The sequence below is a fragment of the Streptomyces sp. NPDC085946 genome (assembly GCF_044540485.1).
Taxonomy (GTDB): domain Bacteria; phylum Actinomycetota; class Actinomycetes; order Streptomycetales; family Streptomycetaceae; genus Streptomyces.
Genome location: NZ_JBITSF010000022.1, coordinates 68,060 through 90,923, shown reverse-complemented (window position 1 = coordinate 90,923; position 22,864 = coordinate 68,060). Strand labels below are relative to the sequence as shown.

Annotated in this window: 17 protein-coding genes and 1 riboswitch; of the genes, 7 read left to right on the top strand and 10 right to left on the bottom strand. The window is 72.7% G+C overall.

The genetic code is table 11. The features are described 5' to 3' along the window. The first annotated feature begins 8 nt into the window (after positions 1-8). From ACIF8T_RS32395 to ACIF8T_RS32385, 3 genes are read left to right on the top strand one after another with little or no spacing between them, the layout of a single operon-like run. Positions 9-1,421, top strand: a complete 1,413-nt coding sequence (locus ACIF8T_RS32395; protein ID WP_400039974.1) for an NtaA/DmoA family FMN-dependent monooxygenase — start codon at positions 9-11, stop codon at positions 1,419-1,421. Next, a complete protein-coding gene (locus tag ACIF8T_RS32390) occupies positions 1,418-2,509 on the top strand; it encodes an LLM class flavin-dependent oxidoreductase (protein WP_400039972.1) in 1,092 nt (363 codons plus the stop codon). The genes ACIF8T_RS32395 and ACIF8T_RS32390 overlap by 4 nt, the downstream gene beginning before the upstream one ends. Next, positions 2,502-3,647, top strand: coding sequence for an LLM class flavin-dependent oxidoreductase (locus ACIF8T_RS32385; protein WP_400039970.1), 1,146 nt, complete (start codon positions 2,502-2,504; stop codon positions 3,645-3,647). Before ACIF8T_RS32390 ends, ACIF8T_RS32385 begins: the two co-directional genes overlap by 8 nt. A gap of 121 nt (positions 3,648-3,768) precedes the next feature. Here ACIF8T_RS32385 and ACIF8T_RS32380 read toward each other — a convergent pair whose 3' ends face one another. From ACIF8T_RS32380 to ACIF8T_RS32355, 6 genes are all read right to left on the bottom strand, one after another. Then, a complete protein-coding gene (locus ACIF8T_RS32380; RefSeq protein ID WP_400039969.1) occupies positions 3,769-5,439 on the bottom strand; it encodes a dipeptide ABC transporter ATP-binding protein in 1,671 nt (556 codons plus the stop codon). Further along, positions 5,436-6,383, bottom strand: coding sequence for an ABC transporter permease (locus ACIF8T_RS32375; protein ID WP_400039968.1), 948 nt, complete (start codon positions 6,381-6,383; stop codon positions 5,436-5,438). The genes ACIF8T_RS32380 and ACIF8T_RS32375 overlap by 4 nt, the downstream gene beginning before the upstream one ends. Then, entirely contained in the window at positions 6,380-7,339 is a 960-nt protein-coding gene (locus ACIF8T_RS32370; RefSeq protein ID WP_400039966.1) for an ABC transporter permease, read from the bottom strand. Before ACIF8T_RS32370 ends, ACIF8T_RS32375 begins: the two co-directional genes overlap by 4 nt. Before the next feature lie 3 nt (positions 7,340-7,342). Beyond that, positions 7,343-8,971: an ABC transporter substrate-binding protein gene (locus ACIF8T_RS32365; RefSeq protein WP_400039965.1), complete on the bottom strand. Its 1,629-nt coding sequence runs from the start codon at positions 8,969-8,971 to the stop codon at positions 7,343-7,345. 369 nt (positions 8,972-9,340) lie between these two features. After that, a riboswitch (SAM riboswitch) is annotated at positions 9,341-9,454 on the bottom strand. Between the two features lie 230 nt (positions 9,455-9,684). Beyond that, entirely contained in the window at positions 9,685-10,509 is an 825-nt protein-coding gene (locus tag ACIF8T_RS32360) for a DUF1684 domain-containing protein (protein ID WP_400039964.1), read from the bottom strand. Between the two features lie 82 nt (positions 10,510-10,591). Next, complete coding sequence (locus ACIF8T_RS32355; RefSeq protein WP_400039963.1) at positions 10,592-11,515, bottom strand: LLM class F420-dependent oxidoreductase; 924 nt, start codon at positions 11,513-11,515, stop codon at positions 10,592-10,594. A gap of 336 nt (positions 11,516-11,851) precedes the next feature. On the opposite strand from ACIF8T_RS32355, the gene ACIF8T_RS32350 reads away from it, so the two are divergent. Next, complete coding sequence (locus ACIF8T_RS32350; protein ID WP_400039961.1) at positions 11,852-12,781, top strand: DMT family transporter; 930 nt, start codon at positions 11,852-11,854, stop codon at positions 12,779-12,781. A 27-nt stretch (positions 12,782-12,808) separates the two neighbouring features. Here the strand turns inward: ACIF8T_RS32350 and ACIF8T_RS32345 are convergent, their stop codons facing one another. Together ACIF8T_RS32345 and ACIF8T_RS32340 are read right to left on the bottom strand one after the other, a co-directional pair. Next, positions 12,809-14,614 carry a B12-binding domain-containing radical SAM protein gene (locus ACIF8T_RS32345; protein WP_400039959.1) on the bottom strand — a complete coding sequence of 602 codons (1,806 nt, stop codon included), beginning with the start codon at positions 14,612-14,614 and terminating at the stop codon, positions 12,809-12,811. A 680-nt stretch (positions 14,615-15,294) separates the two neighbouring features. Further along, a complete protein-coding gene (locus tag ACIF8T_RS32340) occupies positions 15,295-15,669 on the bottom strand; it encodes a hypothetical protein (protein ID WP_400039957.1) in 375 nt (124 codons plus the stop codon). Between the two features lie 263 nt (positions 15,670-15,932). On the opposite strand from ACIF8T_RS32340, the gene ACIF8T_RS32335 reads away from it, so the two are divergent. Next, positions 15,933-19,712 (top strand): XRE family transcriptional regulator, encoded by a 3,780-nt coding sequence (locus ACIF8T_RS32335; RefSeq protein ID WP_400039955.1) that lies wholly within the window; start codon positions 15,933-15,935, stop codon positions 19,710-19,712. 308 nt (positions 19,713-20,020) lie between these two features. Here ACIF8T_RS32335 and ACIF8T_RS32330 read toward each other — a convergent pair whose 3' ends face one another. Both ACIF8T_RS32330 and ACIF8T_RS32325 read right to left on the bottom strand, forming a co-directional pair. Next, positions 20,021-20,263 carry a helix-turn-helix transcriptional regulator gene (locus ACIF8T_RS32330; RefSeq protein WP_400039954.1) on the bottom strand — a complete coding sequence of 81 codons (243 nt, stop codon included), beginning with the start codon at positions 20,261-20,263 and terminating at the stop codon, positions 20,021-20,023. Between the two features lie 249 nt (positions 20,264-20,512). Continuing rightward, positions 20,513-20,728, bottom strand: coding sequence for a hypothetical protein (locus tag ACIF8T_RS32325; protein WP_400039953.1), 216 nt, complete (start codon positions 20,726-20,728; stop codon positions 20,513-20,515). Positions 20,729-20,913: 185 nt separating this feature from the next. Between ACIF8T_RS32325 and ACIF8T_RS32320 the strand changes: the two genes are divergently transcribed. Beyond that, a complete protein-coding gene (locus ACIF8T_RS32320) occupies positions 20,914-21,909 on the top strand; it encodes a LuxR C-terminal-related transcriptional regulator (protein WP_400039951.1) in 996 nt (331 codons plus the stop codon). A 344-nt stretch (positions 21,910-22,253) separates the two neighbouring features. Then, positions 22,254-22,802: a hypothetical protein gene (locus tag ACIF8T_RS32315; protein ID WP_400039950.1), complete on the top strand. Its 549-nt coding sequence runs from the start codon at positions 22,254-22,256 to the stop codon at positions 22,800-22,802. Positions 22,803-22,864 lie beyond the last annotated feature (62 nt).

Here is a 22,864-nt window from a genome sequence, read left to right as displayed (position 1 = left end):
CGTACGACATGAGCAAGCCGCTGAAGCAGATCCACCTGGCCGCCCACTTCCCCGGCGTCAACAACACCACCGTGTGGAGCGACCCGAAGGCCGGCAGCCACATCGAGTTCAGCTCCTTCGTGCACTTCGCGCGGACCGCCGAACGCGCCAAGTTCGACTTCCTCTTCCTCGCCGAGGGACTCAGGCTGCGCGAACAAGGCGGGAAGATCTACGACCTGGACGTCGTCGGCCGCCCCGACACCTTCACCGTCCTGGCCGCGCTCGCCGCGGTCACCGAGCACCTCGGCCTGGCCGGCACCATCAACTCCACCTTCAACGAGCCCTACGAGGTCGCCCGCCAGTTCGCCAGCCTCGACCACCTCTCCGGCGGCCGCTCCGCCTGGAACGTCGTCACCTCCTGGGACGCCTTCACCGGCGAGAACTTCCGCCGCGGCGGCTTCCTCCCCCAGGAGGAGCGCTACTCCCGCGCCAAGGAGTTCCTCGCCGCGGCGAACGAGCTCTTCGACTCCTGGCACGGCGACGAGATCGTCGCCGACCAGGCCACCGGCACCTTCCTGCGCGACGCGACGGCGGGCGCCTTCGCCCACCGGGGGCAGCACTTCGACATCCACGGCCGGTTCAACGTCCCGCGCTCCCCGCAGGGCCGACCGGTCGTCTTCCAGGCCGGCGACTCCGACGAGGGCCGCGAGTTCGCCGCCTCCGCTGCCGACGCGATCTTCAGCCGGCACGCCCGGTTCGACGAGGGCCGCGCCTTCTACACCGACGTCAAGTCCCGTCTGGCGAAGTACGGCCGCCGCCACGACCAGCTGCTGATCCTGCCCGCCGCGACCTTCGTGCTCAGCGACACCGACGCCGAGGCCGAGGAACTGGCCCACGAGGTGCGAAGGCAGCAGGTCAGCGGGGCCACGGCCCTCAAGCACCTGGAGTTCGTCTGGAACCGGGACCTCTCCGCGTACGACCCGGAAGGACCGCTCCCCGACATCGACCCGGACATCGGCGACCACCACATCTCCCAGGGCCGGGCCCAGGTCCGCATGTACCGGGACCCGCTGGCCACCGCCCGGGAATGGCGCGAACTGGCCGCCGCCCACAACTGGTCCATCCGCGACCTGGTCATCCACACCGGCAACCGGCAGAACTTCGTCGGCTCCCCGGCCACCGTCGCCAAGGCCATCAACGACTTCGTCCAGGCCGACGCCGCGGACGGCTTCATCCTCGTCCCGCACATCACCCCGAGCGGACTCGACGTCTTCGCCGACAAGGTGGTCCCGCTGCTGCAGGAACAGGGCGTGTTCCGCACCGAGTACGAGGGTCCGACCCTGCGCCACCACCTGGGTCTCGCCCTTCCCCGCTCCCGGCCGCGTTCGAGCGGGGCGGCCCCCACGGACGGCGTACGGGGAGAGCGGCGGGTGGCGTCGTGAAGTTCCTCGCCATCACCCTGATCGTGCACCGCCCGGATCCGGTCACCGGCGTGCAGAAGCCGACCCACGACCGGTTCCGCGAGGTCCTCGACAACGCGCTGCTCGCCGAGGAGCTGGGCTTCGACGGCTTCGGCGTGGGGGAGCGGCACGAGCGGCCGTTCCTCTCCTCCTCGCCGACCGTCGTCCTCAGCCACATCGCCGCGCTGACCGAGCGCATCCGCCTCTTCACCGCGGTGACGACGCTCAGCCTCCTCGACCCGGTGCGCGCCTACGAGGACTACGCCACCCTCGACCACCTGTCCGGCGGGCGCCTGGACCTGATCATCGGCAAGGGCAACGGCGCCGCCCAGCGCGAGCTGTTCCACGTCACGCCCGAGGACCAGTGGGCCCGCAACGCCGAGAGCTACGAGGTGTTCCGGCAGCTCTGGCGGCAGGACAAGGTCACCGCGAAGACCCGCTTCCGGCCCGAGCTGAAGGACGCCGAGGTGTGGCCGCGGCCGCTGCAGCAGCCCGTCCGGGTCTGGCACGGCAGCGCCACCAGCAAGGAGTCGGTGGACCTGGCGGCCCGCTACGGCGACCCGGTGTTCTCGGCGAACGTCACCCACCCGATCGAGCCGTACGCCGAGCTGATCCGCCACTACCGCGAGCGCTGGGAGCACTACGGGCACGACCCGGCCGACATCGCGGTCGGCGCCGGCACGGCCGGACTGCTCGTGACCCGCACCTCCCAGGAGGCGCTCAGGGCGTACCGGCCGGTCTTCGAGGCGAACCTGGCGTTCCAGAAGCAGTCCGGTCTGCCGGTGGTGTTCGAGACCCTGGAGGACTTCGTCGACCGCAGTTCCGCCCTGATCGGCAGCCCGCAGCAGATCATCGAGAAAGTGCACCGCTACCACGAGCGGTTCGGGCACACGGTGCTGCACCTGCACGCGGACGCGGGCGGGCTGACGGACGCCCAGCACCGTGCCTCCCTCGAACTGTTCCAGTCCGAGGTCGCCTCCGTCCTGCGGCACGAGATCCCCGACCCGCCCTTCGCCTGGGGGCCCGTGCTCCCGGCACCACCGACCACCGAGGAGCCGGCACGTGTCTGACATCCCCCTCGGCGTCCTGGACCTGGTCCCGATCTCCTCCGGCTCGACGGCCGCGGACGCCCTGCGCCACTCCATCGACCTCGCCCGGCGGGCCGAACGCCTCGGCTACGCCCGCTACTGGTTCGCCGAGCACCACCTCAACCCCGGTGTGGCCGGTACGTCCCCCGCGGTCCTGCTGGCCCTGACCGCCGCGGCGACCTCCACCATCCGCCTCGGGTCCGGAGCCGTACAGCTCGGCCACCGGACCGCGCTGTCCACGGTCGAGGAGTTCGGCCTGATCGACGCCCTGCACCCCGGCCGCCTCGACCTGGGCCTGGGCCGCTCGGGCGGCCGCCCGCCGGGGGAGAAGGCGGCCCCGCCGGCGGCGACCCCGGTCGTCGACGGCCGCGCCCCGAACGGCCTGCCCATCCCGCCCCGCTTCTCCTTCGAGCGGCTCCTGGACTCGCCCCACGTCGCGCTCCAGCGCAAACTGCTCCTGCTGCCCCACGCGGAATCCCAGGACTACGGCGAACAGATCGACGACATCCTCGCGCTGCTGGCCGGCACCTACCGCTCCCCGGAGGGCGTGGAGGCGCACGCGGTGCCCGGCGAGGGAGCCGACGTCGAGGTGTGGATCCTGGGCAGCAGCGGCGGCCCGAGCGCCGAGGCGGCGGGGGCCCGGGGCCTGCGCTTCGCCGCGAACTACCACGTCAGCCCCGCGACCGTCCTGGAAGCGGTGGACGGCTACCGTTCCTTCTTCCAGCCCTCCGCCTTCCTCGACGAGCCGTACGTCAGCGTCTCCGCGGACGTGGTCGTCGCCGAGGACGACGCCACGGCCCGTGAACTGGCCACCGGCTACGGCGCGTGGGTGCGCAGCATCCGCACCGCCGAGGGCGCCATCGCGTTCCCGACGCCCGAGGAGGCACGCGCCCACGAGTGGACCGAGGAGGACAGGGAACTGGTCCGGGACCGCGTCGACACGCAGTTCGTGGGCTCACCGGGCCGGGTCGCGGACCGGCTGGAGCAACTCCGGGAAGCCACCGACGCGGACGAGTTGCTCATCACGACGATCACCCACGACCACGCGGACCGGGTCCGCTCCTACGAACTGCTCGCGCGGGAATGGCGGCGGCGGGGCCACTCCTTCCGGTCGAGCTGACGCCCGGGCGCCCCCACCGGCCTGCCGTACGCGATCGCTCCGGCGCGGCCCGCCGCATCGCCGCGCCGGCAGCGGCTGGTCCGCCCCGGTGATCGTGGGAGTGCCCGCGTGACGCAGGTCCTCAGCTCGTGGTGGTCCCGGCGGCGGGGACGCGACCGCCGGGGATCGCCGCGAGCAGTTCGCGGGTGTACGCGTGGCGGGGGCGGGTGAACAGCTCCTCCGGCGGCCCCGTCTCGACGATCCGGCCGGCCCGCATCACGGCGACCCGGTGCGCGATCTGCCGTACGACGGCCAGGTCGTGGGAGATGAACAGGTACGCCACCCCCGTGTCGGCCTGCAACTCGGCCAGCAGATCCAGTACTTGGGCCTGCACGGACACGTCGAGCGCCGAGACCGGCTCGTCGCACACCACCAGATCGGGGGAGAGGGCGAGGGCGCGGGCGATCGCCACCCGCTGGCGCTGCCCGCCGGACAGCTCCGCCGGCCGGCGCTCCAGCGTGGCGGCCGGAAGCGCCACCCGGTCGAGCAGCTCACGGGCCCGGGCCAGCCGGGACGCGCGGTCGCCCACCTTGAAGGCGCGCAGCGGTTCGGTGATCACCTCGGCTATGGAGAAGCGCGGGTCGAGCGAGGCGTACGGGTTCTGGTAGACGAGCTGGGCGCGGCGGCGCAGCTCCCTGACCCGGGCGCCCCGCCCGGTGGTGACGTCGGTGCCGTCGAACAGGACGTGTCCGGCGGTCGCGTCGGCGAGGCGGAGCACCAGGCGGGCGGTGGTGGACTTGCCCGAGCCCGACTCGCCGACCAGGGCGAGGGTCCGGCCGCGGTGGAGGGTGAAGCTGACGTCGTCGACCGCGCGCAGGGTCCGGGGTCCGTCCCCGGTGCGGGGCAGCGTGAACTCCTTGACCAGGTTGCGTACTTCGACCAGAGGCGCGGTGTCCGGCCCCGGTGCCGGGACGGCCCTGCGGGGGCGGGCGGTGGTCAGGCTCGGAGCGCTGGCCAGCAGGTGCCGGGTGTACTCGTCCTGGGGATCGGCGAGGACGTCGCGGGTCGGGCCCGCCTCGACGACCTTGCCCTGCGACATGACGACCAGGCGCTGGGACCGGTCGGCGGCGACCCCGAGGTCGTGGGTCACGAGCAGCACCGCGGTCCCCGACTCCTCGGTGAGGCGCTGGAGACGGTCGAGGATGACCCGCTGCACGGTGACGTCGAGCGCGCTGGTCGGCTCGTCGGCGATGATCAGCTCGGGCTGCGCGGCGATGGCGATGGCGATCAGGGCGCGTTGCCGCATTCCGCCGGAGAGTTCGTGCGGGTACTGCCGTGCGCGGGTGGCCGGGTCGGGCATCCCGGCCCGCTCCAGGACGGCGATCGCGTCGGCGGGGGCCGAGCGGCGGGTCGCCAGTCCGTGGACGCGCAGCACCTCGGCCACCTGGTCGCCGATTCGTCCGACCGGGTTGAGCGACACGGTCGGGTCCTGCGGGACCAGTCCGATCCGCGCTCCGCGCACGGTGCGCAGCTCCGCCTCCGACAGCGTGGCCAGGTCGCGCCGGCCGAAGCGGACCGTGCCCGCGTCGATACGGCCGTTGCCCGGCAGGAGCCGGGTGACGGCATGCGCGGTGGTGCTCTTGCCGGAGCCGGACTCGCCGACCACCGCGGTCACCTGCCCCGGCCACACGTCGAGGTCCACGCCCCGGACGGCCTCGACCGTGCCGCCCCGGGTGCGGTACGACACGGACAGGCCGCGTATCTCCAGCAGTGGTGTGGTCACGTCCTCACCGTTCTCGTGTTCGTCGGTCATCGCTGCCGGGACCATTCGCCGTCCAGTGCCCGTGCGATGCGGTTGGTGGCCAGCACGGTCGCGGCGATCGCCAGCCCGGGCAGCGCGGTCAGCCACCAGGCGTGGGCGAGGTAGTTGCGGCCGGCGGAGATCAGCGTGCCCCATTCCGGGGCCGGCGGCGGCGCCCCGTAACCGAGGAAGCTCAGCGCCGACACGGCCAGGATGGAGGCGCCGAAGTCGAGGGTGGCCAGGACGATCACCGGACCCGCGGCATTGGGCAGTACATGCCGGCCGAGGACCGCGTACCAGCGGGCCCCGCACGAGCGCGACGCCTCGACGAACACCGCCTGACGCACCCGGAGCACCTCGGCGCGCGCCACCCGGGCGAACGAGGCGACACTGGCGATGCCGACCGCGACCGCCACCTTCACCGTCCCGTAGCCGAGCGCGGTGACGAGGGCCAGGGACAGGAACAGCGCGGGGATGGACAGGAGGACGTCCACGAGGCGCATCAGCACGTCGTCCACCCAGCGGCCCACGAACCCGGCGACCACACCGAGCAGACCGCCGACCACGAACGCGACCAGGACGGCGATCAGCGTGGCCTTCAGGGACAGCTGGGCGCCGTGGACCACGCGGGAGAACACGTCGCGGCCCAACTCGTCCGTGCCGAACCAGTGCGCGCCGCTCGGGCCGCGGAAGTTCTGCGACGGTACGCCCTTCAGCGGATCCCGCGAGGTGAACAGGCCCGGCCGGAACGAGGCCAGCACCACCAGCACGAGGACGACGACCGACAGCAGCAGACCGGGGCGGCGCAGCAGGAACCGCAGCAGCCGCCGTACGTCGACCCGGCGCCCCGCTCCGGGACCGGTTCCGGCCGCGCCGGTCCTCGTGCCGAGCGGCCGGGCGAGGCCGAGGGCGGCCTCGGCCGGGTCGTCGACGTCGTCGACAAGGCTCTGGCTCATGCGAAGCCCGCCCTTCCGCCCGAGGCCGCCACGAGCCGCGGGTCGAGGAGTGGATAGACCAGGTCGACGACCAGGTTCGTCGCCACGAAGATCAGCGCCCCGAACACCACCACCCCCTGGACCACGGGAATGTCCTGGGCCGTGACCGCCGCCGCGGTCACCCGGCCGAGACCGTCGCGGGAGAACACCGTCTCGACGACCACCGAACCGGCGATCAGCTGCCCCACCAGCAGGCCGACCACCGTCAGCGCCGGCAGGGACGCGTTGCGCAGCGCGTGCCGCAGATGGACCCGCCACCGCCCGGCGCCCTTGGCCCGGGCGGTCTCCACGTACGCCTGGTCCAGCGCGGTGAGCAGGCTCTTGGCGAGCACCTGGGCGACCTGCGCGCCGGTCGGCACCGCCAGCGTCAGGGCCGGCAGCACCAGCCCCTTCGGTCCGTCGTCGCCGAACGCCGGGAACCAGTGCAGCCGGAAGGAGAACGTCTCGACGAGCAGCAGCCCCACCCAGAACGTCGGGACGGACACCCCCAGCGGGGGCAGCGACAGCAGGAACTGCCGCAGCCACCGCCGGGAGGTGTACGTGGCCAGTACCGCGAGACCGCCGCCGAGGACCACCGCGAGCAGCAGGGCCGCGCCGGTCAGCCGGAGGGTCTGCGGCAGCGCGTCGGCCAGCGTCGAGGTGACCGGCCGGCCGGTGGTGACCGCGTCGCCGAAGTCCCCGCGCACCGCCCGGCCGAGGTGATCGGCGTACTGCACCAGTACCGGCTTGTCGAAGCCGTACTCGTGCCGCAGGGCCGCTGTCCGCTCCGGATCGATCTGCCCCGAGTCCATTCCGGCACCGGCCATCGCGGTGACCGGGTCACCCGGCAGGAAGACCAGCACCAGGAACGAGACCGTGTAGGCGGCCCACAGCACTCCGACCGCCTGCGCCAGGCGTGTGACGACGTAGCGGCGCATGCGTCAGCCGATCCAGGTGTCGTGCAGCTGGAGCCTGCTGGAGGCGTCGAAGTCCAGGTCGTGCACCTTCTTCGCCACGCCCAGCTGGGTCTGGAGCTCCACCACCGGCACGTAGTGGGCGTTGCGCACGATCGACTGCTGCGCCCGGTGGACCAGTCGTTCGCGCTCGGCCGCGTCCGTGGTCGCGGCCTGCGCGGTCAGGGCCGTGTCCAGGTCGCCCGCCGGGATGCGGTAGAAGTTGGCCAGCTCGGTGGAGAAGGAGCTGCGCAGGATGTCCGGGTCGGCGCGGGTGATGTTCCCCCAGGCCGCGTCGTAGTCGCCCGACTGCAGGGTCGGCGTCAGCTGGGTGAGCTGGAGCTGCTTGAGGGTCACTCCGATGCCGACGGCCTTGAGCTGCTGCTGGATCAGCTCCAGCGCGGGCTGGTTGGTCGCCGCGTTGGGGACCCAGTTGATGGTCAGGGTGAGCTTCTTGCCGTCCTTGGCGCGGATGCCGTCGCCGCCTGTCTTCCAGCCGGCCCGGTCCAGCAGGGACCTCGCCCCGGCCGCGTCGAAGGGCAGGTCCGAGGCGAGGCTGGTGTAGTCGGGCGTGGTGTGGGCCAGGACGCTGGTCGCCGCCCGGGTGCCGGTGGGGAACACGGCGTCGGCGATCTGCTGCCGGTCGACGGCGAGCAGGATCGCCCGGCGCACCCGCGCGTCCCTCAGGACCGGCCGCGCGTTGTTGAGCCCGAGACCGAACACCACGCCCGGGTTGGCCCGCCGCTGGAGGGCGGCCTGGCCGCCCTCCAGCGTCGCCTCGTCGGCCTTGCCGACGCTGCTGATCGCGTCCACCTGGCCGGACTGGAGACTGCCGGCCCGCACCCCCGCTTCCGGTACGACCTTGAACACCAGCTCGTCCAGGTACGCCTCGCCCTTCTTGGTCCACCGCGAGGAACCCCAGGCGTAGCCGGTGCGCCTGGCCAGGGTGATCGACCGGTTCTGCACGTACTGCTTCAGCACGAAGGGACCGGAGCCGATCACGCCGTCGCTGCACTTCTGCTGCGGGGTCTTCCTCACGCTCGCCGACGACTCGATCCCCAGCGAGTGTGTCGACGTGGCTTGCAGGAACTGGGCGTTGGGCTCCTTGAAGGTGACCTTGACGGTGAGCGGGTCGACCACGGTGGTGCTCCTGACGCCGCTCAGGTAGCCCTGGGCCAGGGTCCCCAGGGCGCCGAGCTTCGGCACCGCGTCGAAGTTGTCCTTGACCACCTGCGCGGTCAGCTCGGAGCCGTCGCTGAAGGTGACCCCCGGCCTCAGGTGGAAGGTGAACGTAGTCGTGTCGGAGCTGATGTCCCAGCTCTTCGCCAGCCACGGCACGATCTTTCCGGTTCTGGGGTCCTGGTCGGTCAGGGAGTCCACGATCTGGCGCACCGAGTAGATGGTGTCGTTGCTGCCGACCTGCTGCGGATCCACGCAGCCGGCGTCCGAACCCACCGCGAAGGTCAGAGTGCCGCCGGACTTCGGCTTTCCGCTGCCACTGCTGCCGCTGCCGGAGCCGTCGGAACCGGATCCGCAGGCGGTCAGCAGCACACCGGCGGTGAGAAGGGCGGCCAGCGCCGCCCGTCGGGGGGATCTGAAAACCGGAAGTGTTGTCACGGAGGGGTTCTCCTACTCGGGTCACCGGGCACGGGGGTGCCGTACGAGGCGCGGGCGCGCACGGGCGTGCGGTCCCGGTCGGCGCGGTGCCGGTGGCGGGGGAGCGCTGTGCGGACAAGACTCGGGGGAAACGGGGGATCCGGCAGAGGGCGGGATCGGACGGAGACGGTGCGGCGACGACCGGTGCCGGACGCCGACCAGCGGGGAAGGACCCGTCAGGCCTGACAGAGGCAGCTGGTCGAGCGCTTCAGGTCGATGTGGCGCCTGCGCGCGAGCCGGGAGAACACCGTGGCGACGGCGAAGGAGGCACTGAGGTCATCACGGTGACGACGCATGCCGGTCCTCCCCATCTCCGGCCCCGCCGGAGGGGCCACGCGCTTGCGGGGATCGTCGGTGATCCCGCCGGGCTTTCACCTGGAGCACCCCACCGCGCGGGAGGGTTGCCGGTCAGCCAGCCAGGGCTTGACGCTGACACTCAATGCCGTTCGTGATCGTACGGAGCGAACTTGTCGTACGTCAATGCCGCACCGGGGAGGCCCTGTTGGGGACGCCGGGCCGTCTCGGCCGCCGGGTGGGTGCCCATCCCGCCGTCCTCCGGGCGCGTCCGTGCACCGGCGTCCGGGCCGCCGGCCGGAGGCGCTCCCCGGGACCGGGCCGGGCGGGGCACGCGCCGCCGGCCGGCCGCCGTTCCTTCGGCCGGCCGGCGGCCCGGCTCAGGACCCGCCGCGCTCGCGGGGGATCTTCTGGCCCGCCTCGATCGCCACCGGCAGCCGGTTCTCGGCCGGCGGCAGCGGGCAGGTGGCCAGGTCCGTGTAGGCGCACGGCAGGTTCGCGGCGCGGTTGAAGTCCAGCACGACCGTGCCGTCCGCGGTGGGCGGTCCGAGCGTCAGGGCCCGGTTGGCGGCGTAGGTGGTGACCCCGGAGGTCGCGTCGGTGAAGAGCACCATCAGCCGGCCCTCACCCTGCCCGGGGAACGCGGTCAGGGACAGCCGGCGCCCGTCCAGCTCGAACTCGATCCGGCCCGGCGCGTCGTACACGTGCTCGAGGCCCTCGACCGCGGCGCCCACGGTGGTCGGCCGCGGCTCGTCGAAGGGGACGAACCGGCCCGTCACGGCCCAGCGCGGGTCGGGGGCGTAGGCGGGTGTCCCGGTGAAGGCCGTGCGCAGCGGCGCGTCCGGGTGCCGGGGGCGCACGATGTCGTTGCCGCCGCGCTTGGCGACCTCGATGACGGCGTCTCCCCAGACCGCGTCGACGCCGCCGCGTTCGGGAAGGACGCCGAAGCGGTGTTCGCCCCGTACCGGCGTTCCGTCGACGACGAGTTCCTCCCCCTCGTCGAGGGTCACGACGATCCCGTCGGGGCCGGTGTGCCACGCACCGGGCGCGTCGGGGAAGCGCTGCGGCCGGTCGTCGAGCCAGTGCAGGCCGGTGATCGCCAGGAACCCGTGCGGGTCGGCGATCCGGGCCTCCTGGGCGCGGTACCACTTCAGCCAGTCCTCGGTGAAGGCCTGGAGGTCCGTCGCGGTCGCCTCGGTGGTCATACGTTCTCCTTCGTCAGGCGAGGCCCGGCCTCGCACAGGGGTGCAGGTCGTCCATCGGGCCGGCGGCCCGGCTCCGCCGTGCTCAGCGGGCCAGGGCGCCGAGGAGCGCCCAGGTGCGTCGGCGGTCCGCTTCTCCGGCGATCTGGGTGTTCGAGAACACGACCTCGGTGGCGCCGGCGTCGCGGTAACGCCGCAGCTCGGCCTCGACGGCCTTCTCGTCGCCGATCACGGCCAGGTCGGCGGCCCGTCTGGCGCCGGAGAGCTCGATGACCCGCGCGTAGGACGGGATCTGTTCGTAGAACGCGAGGCTCTCGGTGGCCTTCGCCCGCACCGACTCCACGTCGTCCGTGACCACGCCCGGCACGAGGGCCACGACCCGGGGCGAGGGGCGGCCGGCGGCCTCGGCCGCGGCGGTCAGGGCGGGGACGATGTGTTCGGCCAGGGCGCGCGGCCCCGCCAGGTAGGGCAGGATCCCGTCCGCCAGCTCACCGCTGACCCGCAGCGCCTGCGGCCCCATCGCGGCGACCAGCAGAGGGACGCCGTTCTCGGCGCCCGGTACGCGCGCCGGGAGCGGGGTGGCGGCGGTGAGCAGTTCGCCGTGGAAGTCGGCCGTGCCGGTCTCGGTCAGCTGGCGCAGCGCGGTGAGGAATTCACGCAGGCGGGCGACGGGGCGTTCGAAGGGCAGGCCGAAGCCGGCCTCCGTGAGGAGTTTCGTGCCCAGGGCCAGGCCGAGGTGGTAGCGGCCGTGCGTCGCGGCCTGGGCGGTCTGGGCCTGGCTGGAGACGAGCAGGGGGTGGCGGCCGAAGACGGGGATCGCGGAGGTGCCCACCTGCAGTCCGGGCACCTCGCGCCCGACGATCGCCGCGAGCTGGGGTGAGTCCGCGCCGAAGGTCTGGCCGAACCAGGCCGACCGCAGGCCGGCGGCCGCGGCCTCACGGGCCAGACGGACCGTGGCGTCTACCTGGTTCGGCGCGTCGGACGCGTCGAGTGCTACTCCAACAGTCATGTGAGGGAGAACCGGTGCCGGCCGAACTCCCATTCCGGTCTGTGTGTGACAGCTTCTTGTCAGTCATGTGTACACGGCGGCGGTTGCCTCCGGCCTGTCGCCCGGGGCGGTCGGCTCGTTGCCCGGGGCGGTCGGCCCGCCCGGCACCGGCGAGGACCGGCGGCCGGGGCGACGCCGTCCCTCCCCGGTTGATTCCGCGCGCTGAGCCGGTCCTGCGCGCTGACCGGAAAGCGCGGGTCCACGCGACGCGCCTCCCTACGATGCCCCTGTGTGGTCGCGGGTTGACGGACCGTCATACGCCGGCGGTGGGTTGGAGGGCATGTGGACGCTCGGGACGTGCCGACGGGCACCGCGGCGCCGGGGGAGGAGCACGACGCCGCGACGCGTCCGGCGCGCCGGCTCAGGGCGACCGCGATCGGCGCCGGGGCCGTGCTGCTGTGGGCGTCGCTGGCGCTGTTCACCACGCTGACCGGGCGGATCCCGCCGTTCCAGCTCACCGCGACGGCGTTCGCGGTGGGCGGTGTCCTCGGACTGCCCCGGGCGCTGCGCGGCGGCGGGGCGCTCGTCCGCGGGGTGCCCCGCGGGGCCTGGGCGCTCGGCGTCGGCGGCCTGTTCGGCTACCACTTCTTCTACTTCGTGGCCCTGCGCAACGCCCCCGCGGTCGACGCCGGCCTCATCGCCTACCTGTGGCCGCTGCTGATCGTCGTGTTCTCCGCGCTGCTGCCGGGAGAACGGCTGCGCTGGTGGCACGCGGCGGGCGCGGTGCTCGGCCTCGGCGGCACCTTCCTGCTGGTCACCGGCGGGCAGGGCGTCCAGTTCCGCGGGGAGTACCTGCTCGGGTACGGGGCAGCCGCCGTCTGCGCGGTGGTGTGGTCGGCGTACTCGGTGGCCAACCGGCGCTATCCGAAGGTCCCGACGGACATGGTGGCGTTCTTCTGCCTGGCCACCGCGGTGCTCGCGGCCGTCTGCCATCTGCTGTTCGAGGACACGGTCCGGCCCGACGGCGGTCAGTGGCTCGCGGTGCTCGCGCTGGGCCTCGGGCCGGTCGGCGGCGCGTTCTACCTCTGGGACCACGGCACCAAGCACGGCGACATCCGGCTCCTGGGCACCCTGTCGTACTTCGCCCCGCTGCTGTCCACCGCCCTGCTGATCGCGGCGGGACGGGCCGACGCGAGCTGGCCCGTCGCCGCGGCCTGCGTGCTGATCACCGGTGGTGCCATGCTCGCCTCGGCGGACGCGCTGCGCGCGGCGCGCCGCCGGGGCTGAGCCGGTCGCGACCGTGCCGCGGACCCGTCAGGCGTCCACGGGCCAGGTCCCGCGGCGGACCATTTCGGTCACCTTGTCGGCGCCGTTGGCGCGCACCAGCAGCTCCAGCCGCATGCGCTCGATGTCCTCCGCGCTCCACCTGTCCGTCGCCATGGTCGCCTTCTCGTGCGACCAGCCGTTGTCGTAGTGGCGCACGACGTAGTCCTTCTGGAAGTCCCACATCCTGGTGCCCGGCAGCGGGGTGACGATGAAGGGGTTGGCGTACGCCATCCCGTGGCCCATGAGCGTGACCGCGTAGTCGACGGTCTTCTCGATCTGCTCCAGCGACTCGACGTACGGTTCGCCCCCGGGCCGCTCGGGCGGGTTGACGAAGCCGAGCATGAAACCGCCGGTGACCTGGATGCCGTACTCCGTGAACATCTCCACGATCTCGCCGGTGGCCTTCTGGAAGGCGTTGAGACGGGGCTTGCCGGACTGTTCGAGGCTGTCCTCGTTGGCGCTCTCCACGGCGAGGTAGACGCTGTAGCAGCCGCCGTCGGCCATCGCCCTGATCAGGTCGCGGCAGGTCAGTCCGGAACGCATCGCGGAGAGGACGTTGCGGAAGTTGGGGTTGCGCCGCTCGGCGTCGTCCATGCCGTTCGCGAACTCCTCGCCCAGGTGCAGCAGGACGAGGTTGAACAGGCTCAGGCCGCCCTCCTCCACCCACGGCAGGTCGTGCTTGCGCAGCAGTTCGAAGACGCGCATCGCGTACAGCGGGTCGTGCAGCAGGTGGTCGTCCTCGATGAGCACCTCGGTCACACCCTGCTTGGTGATCTCGGCGAGGTGCAGGTCGAACCAGTCGGTGCCGAGCGCCCGCCAGGGGCCGTTCACCATCGGGATGTAGCAGAAGTCGCAGCCCACGTTGCAGCCGATGGTCGAGAAGATCTGCGCCCAGGAGCCGTGGTCGCGCACCCGCTTCCCCGACGAGTGGTACGCCTGCTCGTACTGGCGCATGTCCAGCATCCCGAAGTCGGGCAGCGGCATCATGCCGAGCCGCTGGTCCAGCCCCTGCCGCTTCGGCAGGATGCGCATGTACGGCGACTTGGCGGTGGTCCGCACCACGGCGAGGTCGGCCCGCCGGTAGGCGACGCCGGGCACCGCGTCGATGTCGCCGCCCTCCTCGGTCAGCGCCTGCAGCAGCGCGGTGAAGGTCTGGTCGGCCTCGTTGATGACGACGTGGTCGAAGGGGGAGTCCGGTACGGCGTACTGCCAGTCTCCGCTGGGATGGGCGCCGCCCGTGACCGTCACGATCGCCGGGTCGATGTCCTTGACCAGATCGGCCAGGGCGCGCGCGTTGCCCCACTGGACCGTGTAGATGCACTGGACGCCGACGACGTCCGGCTCGAACTCCTCGATGATGGCGCGCAGTTGCGAGTCGTCGAGGCCGTAGCGGACCAGGCTGCTGCCGCCGCCGAGGTCGACGAGCCGGCGTTCCTGCTCCCAGCCGGCGAAGGGCGAGTCGACGATGCGGACGTCGAAGCCGGCGAGGCGGGCGTTGGCCGCGATGCGCAGAAGCCCGATCGGGGTGCCTGCGCGTTTCATGACCTCGAAGGTGTCCAGGCCGAGTGCCCGGAAGCTGCTGCGCTCGGGGGAGGGTTCCACGACCCGCGTGTACGAGGGGACGACGAGCAGGACGCGGGGCGCCTCACCGCGGGCGCGCCGCCGGGCACCGGAGACCGAGGTGCGCAGGGAGGGCCTGCCCAGATGCCGCAGGGGCGGGCGCTGCGGGGCGCTGGAGAACTTGACGACCGGATTCTCGACGACCACGGGTAAGGGAGGTACGGCGTGTGTCACGAGCGCTCCTTCTGACCGGTTGACCAACTGACCGATACGAACGGGAGTTCGCTCGCCATCGTGGCGTGCCTCACACTGTCGCGAGCGGCGTTTCCCCGGAAATGGCGTGAACCGGGCCCTCGGGGCGAACGGGGAGGACGCGGCGGCGGGCCTGTCACGGCCCGGAAGCGTGTTCCCGCGGCGACGCGGCATGCGGTCTGCCGCGGGCCGACCGGTCCGGCGTCCGCGTCCCCGTTCCTGAGGCGTTCACGACAGTCGTCGGCGCCATCGCCGTGTGCGTGATCACCGCCGTCCTCGCGTTCCTCCGGGAAGGGCACCCCGAAGCCTGCGCAACCGGATCCGCCGGGCCGGAGCGGACGCCGGCGAGCGCGATGATCGGCTGACCACCGGCGAACGCGCCGGGCTCGCCGCCCCGCGCGAGGAGAACGTCCGGCTCGAGCGGGCGAACGAGGTGCTGCGGACTGCCTCGGCGTGCTGCGCGGAACCACCCGAACCGGCCCGGCCCGGCCCGATCGAGGGCGAGGAGAAGCACCACGCCGACGAGGCGGCGGCCGAACGAGCGAACCCGGGACCCGCCGGTCTGCTCCGACCGGATGATCAGCACCTCCCCCCGGCGGGCGAACCTCGGGGCCGCCTCCCCCGCAAGGGTGGCGGCCCCGCTCATGAGCCCGGTGGCCGGCTCAGCACTGGCGCAGACCCGGGGCCGGATCGACCGGCGTGTGCACGTCCACCGCCGGCACGTTGCCCCACTGGCCGTTGTCGAGCTGCGTCCAGTACCAGACGTTGTTGCCGCCGGCGTGGTGGTCACCGGGGCCCCAGCACGCGAACCAGCTGAACGACGTGTTCAGCGGTCCCCGCACCGCCGAGCTGTACGAGCGGTGCTCGTACCCCTTGGCACCGGCGCGATTGCCGCACCACAGCCTGCCGTCGGAGCGGACCCCGCACTCGGCGGCCTCGCCGGCGGGCCTCGCCGACGCCGGCCCGGCGGCGGTGATCAGACCCGTGGCCAGCGCGGCGGTGGCCAGGGCGACGGAGACGGTCTTGCGTACGGACATGAGTCCTCCTCGGAGACGATGCGCTGAGATGTCGGGCCCGGCGTACCGGAGCCGGCAGATCCTGGATGACCCCACCGGCTGCTCGGCCGCCCTCGACGTCGTGGGCCGCTGAACACGAGTTTTGACGGGCGGGCTTTTGTCCGGCAGACCCCTTTCACCACTCCGGACAATCTTTCGGCCCGGTATTGGCCGACGTGCGCCGTCTGTCCGGCCGGGCCGTGGGTAGCGTCGGTAGGGGAGAACGTCGTGATGATCGGGGAGTCATGGGGCGTCGTGAACGACCACTGGATCCCTCCGAGGGGCCCGTCGCGCGCTTCGCTCACGAGTTACGGAAGCTGCGCCGGGAAGCCGGCGGCATCACCTACCGGGCGATGGCGGCCGAGGCCCACTACTCCGCCGCGACACTGGCACAGGCTGCGGCCGGAGACCGGCTGCCGTCCCTCCCGGTCACCCTGGCCTACGCCGGCGCGTGCGGCGGTGATCGCGAGGAGTGGGAGCGGCGCTGGCACGCAGCCGCCGCGGAAGCGGCGAAGGCGGCCGAAGAAGCCGAGAGCGGCAGTGCGTCGCCCTACCTGGGCCTGGCCCGTTTCGAGGTCGATGACCACGAGCGCTTCTTCGGACGGGACCGGCTCGCCGACCGGCTCGTGGAACTGCTGGGACGCAAGCGCCTGGTGGTGGTGACCGGGCCCTCCGGCAGCGGCAAGTCCTCCGTCCTGCGCGCCGGTTTGATCGCCCGGCTGCGCGGGGGCGGGCTCGGTCCGGCCGCGCTCGGCGCGATCCGCATCCTCACGCCCGGGCCGCATCCCGCGCGCACGCACGCCGAGGTCCTCGATCCCGGCACGGCTCCCGCGGGCACGGTGGTGGTGGTGGACCAGCTGGAGGAGGTCTTCACGCTGTGCACCGACCGGGTCGAGCGCGCGCACTTCCTGGACCTGTTGTGCGCCGCCGCCGGATCCGGCCGCGACATGCGCGTCGTCCTCGCCGTCCGCGCCGACTTCTACGGTCACCTCGCCCAGCACCGGTCACTCACCGGAGCCGCCCAGGACGCCACGCTGCTGGTCGGCCCCATGAGCCCGGAGGAACTGCGCGAGGCGATCGTCAAACCCGCCGCCCGGGGCGGACTCGTGGTGGAGCGCTCCCTGACCACCCGCATCATCCGTGACGTCTGCGACGAACCCGGCGGCCTGCCCTTGATGTCCCACGCCCTGCTGGAGACCTGGCGGCGGCGCTCGGGCCGGGTCCTGACCGAGGCCGCCTACGACTCCGCCGGCGGTATCCACGGCGCGATCGCCCGGACGGCGGAGGACTTCTACGGGCGGCTGACTGCCGGCCAGGCCGAGGCCGCCCGCCGTATCCTGCTCCGCCTGGTCACCCCTGGCCAGGGCAGCCAGGACACCCGCCGCCCTGCCGACCGCGAAGAGGTCACCGCGCTGGGCCCCGGCCCGGCCGCCGACGCCGACCTCGTCCTCGATCACCTCGCGCGCGCCCGCCTCGTCACCCTCGAACAGGACACCGTCGACCTCGCCCACGAGGCCGTCCTGACCGCCTGGCCCCGACTGCGGACGTGGATCGACGACGACCGCGACCGCATCCGCGCCCAGCGCCACCTCACCGAGGCCGCCCACACCTGGCAGGCACTCGGCCGGGACCCGGGGTCCCTCTACCGAGGACTGCGCCTGTCCATCGCCGAACAGCACTGCGCCGCTCCGGGACAGCCGGACGATCTCACCCCGCTGGAACGCGAGTTCCTCATCGCCGGCCGGGCGGCCGAAGCCGCCGAGCGGGCCACCACCCGCCGACGGATGCGGCGCATGCGCAACCTCGTGGTCCTGCTCAGTCTTCTGCTCACCCTCACGACCGTCGCGACGATCGCCGCCGTACGAGCCCAGCACAGAGCCGATCAGCAACGCGACATCGCCACGTCCCGGCGCGTCGCCGAGCAGGTGCGAGCGCTGCGGTCGGCCGACCCCGCCCTGGCACTGCAACTGTCGTTGGCCGCGTACCGGCTGTCTCCCACGGTCGAGGCCCGCGGCAGCCTGCTCAGCTCCTTCTCCGTCCCTTACGCCACCGAAGTGGCGGGCCACCGAGGCGATGCGCCTGTGCTGTTCAGCCCCGACGGCCGGCTGCTGGCCACCGGCCGCATCGGCGGAGTGCGGCTGTGGGACGCCACCGACCCGCGTCGCCCGAGCCCTGTCGGCACGGTTGCCGCGGCCCCGGGGGAGCCCGCTCTCCCGGAGGCCACCCGCGCCATGGCCTTCAGCCCGGACGGCCGCCTTCTCCTCACCAGTGGCAGGTCCGGAGGTCCTGGGGACGAGGACCGGGGCGGCGTGCTGTGCCTCTGGGACGTCACCGACCCCCGGCATCCCCGGCGGCTGTCGGCCCGGCGCACCGCCGTCGCCGTCTCGGCGGCCTTCGGCGCGGACGGCCGTACCCTGGCGACCGCCGGACAGGACGGCGTCCTGCGTCTGTGGTCCTCGTCCCGCCGCCACGGTCTGCGTCCGGTGACCGGCCTGCCCCGAGGCCACGCAACGGGCAACGGCCGTCTGACCTCCGTCGCCTTCAGCCCGGACGGCCGTACCCTGGCCGCCGGAAGCACCGACCGCACCGTGCACCGCTGGGACACCACCCGTCCGCAGCGCCCGCGGCAGTTGCCGGCCCTGCGGGGGCACCGTGACGCCGTGGCGTCCGTCGCGTTCAGCCCGGACGGCCGCACCCTGGCGGCCGGCGGCCGGGACCACACCATCCGCATCTGGGCGACCGGTCGCAGCGGCGTCCTCCCGGCGGTCACCCTGACCGGTCACACGGACAGGATCCACCACCTCGCCTTCAGTCCCGACGGCCACACCCTCGCCTCCGGTGGTGTGGAGGGCGTACGCCTGTGGACCCTGCACGGTGCCGGCCGCCCCTACCAGGCGGAGCACCTGACAGGGCACAACGGGGCGGTGACCTCCGTGGCGTTCGCCCCGGACGGCTCCACGCTGGTCTCCGGAAGCCAGGACGGCACCGTACGACTGTGGGACCTGGCCACCGACACCCTTGCCGCCCACAGCAGTTCGGTGTACGCGGTGGCAGCCGCTCCCCGAGGCCGCCTGCTGGCGTCGGCCAGCTACGACGGCACCGTCCGGCTGTGGTCGACAGCGCACCCCCGCGCCGTCCGCGAGTTGTCCTCCCCGGCCGGCCACACCGCCGCGGTCAACACGCTCGCCTTCACCTCCGACGGCGAGACGCTGATCTCGGGGAGCCTGGACGGCACCGCCCGCCTGTGGTCCGTGACCGATCCGCGCCGTCCCCGTCTCCTGGCCACCCTCCCGGCGCACGGCGCGGTCGACGCGGTCGCCGTCAGTCCTGACGGCCGTACGGTGGTCACCGCCGACGACGAGGGCGCCTGGCTGTGGGACATCACCGATCCGCACCGGCCGCGTTCCGGAGCCCGCCTGCCGGGCGCCGCTCAGTCCCTGGCCTTCGCACCGGACGGCCGTACCCTGGCCTGCGGGGACACCGACGGCACCATCCGGTTGTGGGCGGTCGCCTCGTCCGTGCCGCAGAACCTGGGCGGACTTCGCGGGCACACCCGGGTCGTCAAGTCCCTTGCCTTCCGTCGCGACGGTCGGCTGCTGGCCTCCGCCGGCGACGACCGCACGGCACGGCTGTGGCCCCTGGCCCACGGCCGTCCGACAGGCCGGTCCACCGTTCTCACCGGCCACGCCGAACCCCTGCACGCCGTCGGCTTCAGCCCTGACGGCCGAACCCTGGCGACCGCCGGCAACGACGACAGCGTGCGACTGTGGCGCACGGCGCCGGGGCAGCGGGTCCCGGAGGAACTCGCGACGCTCACCGGCCATGCGGGAGACGTCAACGCGGTCGCCTTCAGCCCCGACGGGCGCACTCTGGCCACTGCCTCCAACGACCGCACGGTACGGCTGTGGGACCCCGAACCCGAACGGGTCTCCGCCCGCGTCTGCCGGACCGCGCGGCCGGTGCTCACCCGCGGCCAGTGGAACGAGCACCTCCCGGAGACGCCCTACCGGCCGCCGTGCGGATGACGGACGCCGGCCGAGGCCCCGTCCGGGGGAGCGCGTACTCGTCTGGGCGGCGCCTCGGCGGGACGCGGACGTGGGGCTCGGCTTTCGGCGGGTGCCTGCGGTGGACCCACCAGGGCAAGGGGGTACTGCCGGCGGCGGTGTGGTCCTCGACGACGGTGCGGTCGGTGACCGATGGCAAGGGGGGAGCCCGCTCGGGCGCAAGGGCGTCGGACGTCCACGGCGAGCCCGGCCGGAGGGTCCCGGCGGCGCCGTCCTTCGCCGGCGCGGGTCCGGTCCTGAACCGGCCGGACCCGTCCGTCATCGTCGTCTCACCTCGGCAACGGGTCGAGGTCCGCTTTGCGGGAGATCTTGAGGGCGAGGATCATCAGGTGCGCCCGGTTGCTGACTCCCGTCTTCCCGCGGATCCTGCGCAGGTACGTGTCCACGGTGTGCGGGCTCAGATTGAGCCTGCGGGCGATGGAGAGGTAGGTGTATCCCTCGGCCAGGCAGGAGAGCACTTGGCGTTCGCGGTCGCTGAGGGTGTCCAGGGCTTCGACGGCGATGGGGCTCACGGGGGGCCTTTCGTGGGGGGTTATGGTGCGGTGGCGCGCCGGAGCGAGCGCGGGCCGGCCGGATCAATCGGCAAGTCCACGGCCCGAGTTAAGGTATGAGAAATCTTGTGGACGACAAGTGAGGGTGCGGACTGACTCGTGGAGGCCTTGCTCGAGTGCGAGCAGCGTGCGGTCGGCATCCCGTCGGCGCGTCCACGGCTGCACAGCCGTACCGTGGGCGCGGAAGCCGGCCACGGGCCGTGTGCGGGATCAGCCCCAGCCGCTGTCGCCGTTGTCGTCGGGGCTCGCGACCGCCGCTGCGGCGTCCGCCGAGCGGCCCCAGCCGCTGTCGTCGTCGGTCCGGGCGGCCGTCACGGAGGTCGGGGAGCCCGCTGGTGCGGAGGAGGCGTGCACTCCGCAGAGGCCGATCGCGAAGACCGCGATCAGTGGGGCGGCGATGGCGAGGCGGGAACGGACAGTCCTCATCGAGGCACTCCTAACGCGGTGTTGGGGAGTCGGCGGCGTGGTTTCGCTGATCTCCAGGGCCTCAAGTTTGTCGTGTCCGTGGGTCCATGACCACCGACGATGGTGCTCACCAAGTTGCCCGACAGCAAGACGAATAGGGATCAGAAGTGTGCATAGTGGGCGAAGGATACCCAAGCGAGCCGCCGGTGCTGCCGAACGAACGGGAAGTGGCCCTCTACCGCTGGGTGGCTCGCAATCACCGCCTCGAGCCGGATCGCGCCGCACGTGAACTGGGCTTCGACCGGGAAGAGATAGACGCTGCCCTGCTGTCCCTGACCGACATGGGCCTGCTCAAGGCGGACTCGGAGGACCCCACCCGGCTGCGGCCGGTCGACCCGGACCTGGTCGGTGTCGCCGCCACCTGCCCCCTGGAAGCCTCGATCCGCACCCAGCAGGCAGAACTGCACCGTATCCGCGAACAGTTCTCCGATCTGCGCGGACATTACATGGACAGCCTCAACCACGCCTCCGCCGACGTGGAGATCGTGCCGCGTGTGGAGGAGGTGCGCGCCGCCCTCAACCGCGCCTCCGCCGAATGCACCGAGGAGATCCTGACCAGCCAGCCCGGCGGCCGGCGGGACCCCGCGGTCCTCCAGGAGGCACTCGGCCGGGACACCGCCTTACTCGCCCGCGGCGTGCGCATGCGCACCCTCTACCACCACACCGCCCGCTTCAACGGCCCGAGCCAGGCGTACGTCGCCACGATGTCGGCGCTCGGCGCCGAGTACCGCACCGCCCACCAGCTGTTCGGCCGGCTCATCGTCTTCGACCGCAAGGTCGCCTTCGTGCCCGAACAGGGGGACTCCGCAGGCGCCGTGGTGGTGCGCGAGCCGTCCCTCGTGCACTACCTGTGCGAGGTCTTCGAGCAGACGTGGTCCCTGGCCGAGCCGTTCTCCGACGCCGCCGCCGACGGACTCGAAGCCGTCGCCAAGGACATCGACCGGACCATCGTGCGGCTGCTCGCCGCGGGTCTCAAGGACGAGACCATTGCCCGCCGCACGGGCATGTCGCTGCGCACGGCGCGCAAGCACATCGCGGACATCATGGAGAGACTCGGGGCGGAGAGCCGGTTCCAGGCCGGTTTCCTGGCCGCCCGGAGCGGTTTGATCGACTTTGAGGAGTCCGGCTCGGAGAATGGTTGACAATGTCCGCATACTGGTGTCGTCGCCCGCCCGCGATCTGGGTACCGTAAGTCCGGGACTACCGCGACGCGCTCTCGGGTTGCAGAGTGTCGAGCACGCCACGCCGACGTGCCGGAGCCGAGGTCCGCACACGGCCGCGGCCATGTGGAAGGGAATGGGCAGATCCTCCTTCCCCGAACACGCCGTACGCCCCCGGGCGACAGCGCGAGCACGCTCCGGTTCACGGGCGACCCGACTCATGGGTCACCCCGTCGCGTCGTCGACGGCGTGCTTCCGGGGGCATTCGTCGTGGTCGTACGACTCGCCGGTGAAAGGCGCGACGATGGGGGAAGCAGGACGTGGACATGGAATCCGCTCCGGTCGCCAGCAGATCTGCCCTGGACGTGTCCGTACGGGACCTGGCGCTGTGCGTGGCGGTCCACCGCGACCGCGGTCCGGCCCTCGTCTGGCCTGACGGCCTGGACACCCTCTTGGCCGAGTCCTCGGTGGCCGACTTCGCACGGGCGACCGTCGGGACCGCGCCGACCACCCCGCCGCCGGCGCCGCCCGGACCCGACCGTGCCGTGGAACTGGCCGGGGAACTGGCCGAGGAACTGGGCCGGTTGCTGAACTGCGAGGCGCGCAGCGCGCTCGTCCCGCTGCCGGCCGGTGAGGAACGGGCGGACAACAGGGCCGCCACCGATCTGGTGCTGCTGCCCGTGCAGGGCGGGTGCGACTGCCGGGTGGAACTGAAGCCGCGCGACGCGGATCCCACCGCTCGCGACCAGGACCTGCGCCTGCGGCTGCGGACCGGCGAGGCGCTCTACGTGCCCGGCGGGCTGGCCTACGCCCTCGGCGGGGTGTACGCCCCGTGCGTCCTCCAGGTGATCTCGCTGCGCGCCATCTCCTGGTGACCGCCGGTCCGGGCCCGCCCCCGCACGGGGACCGCCCCGCACGAGGTCCGCCTCCGCACGGG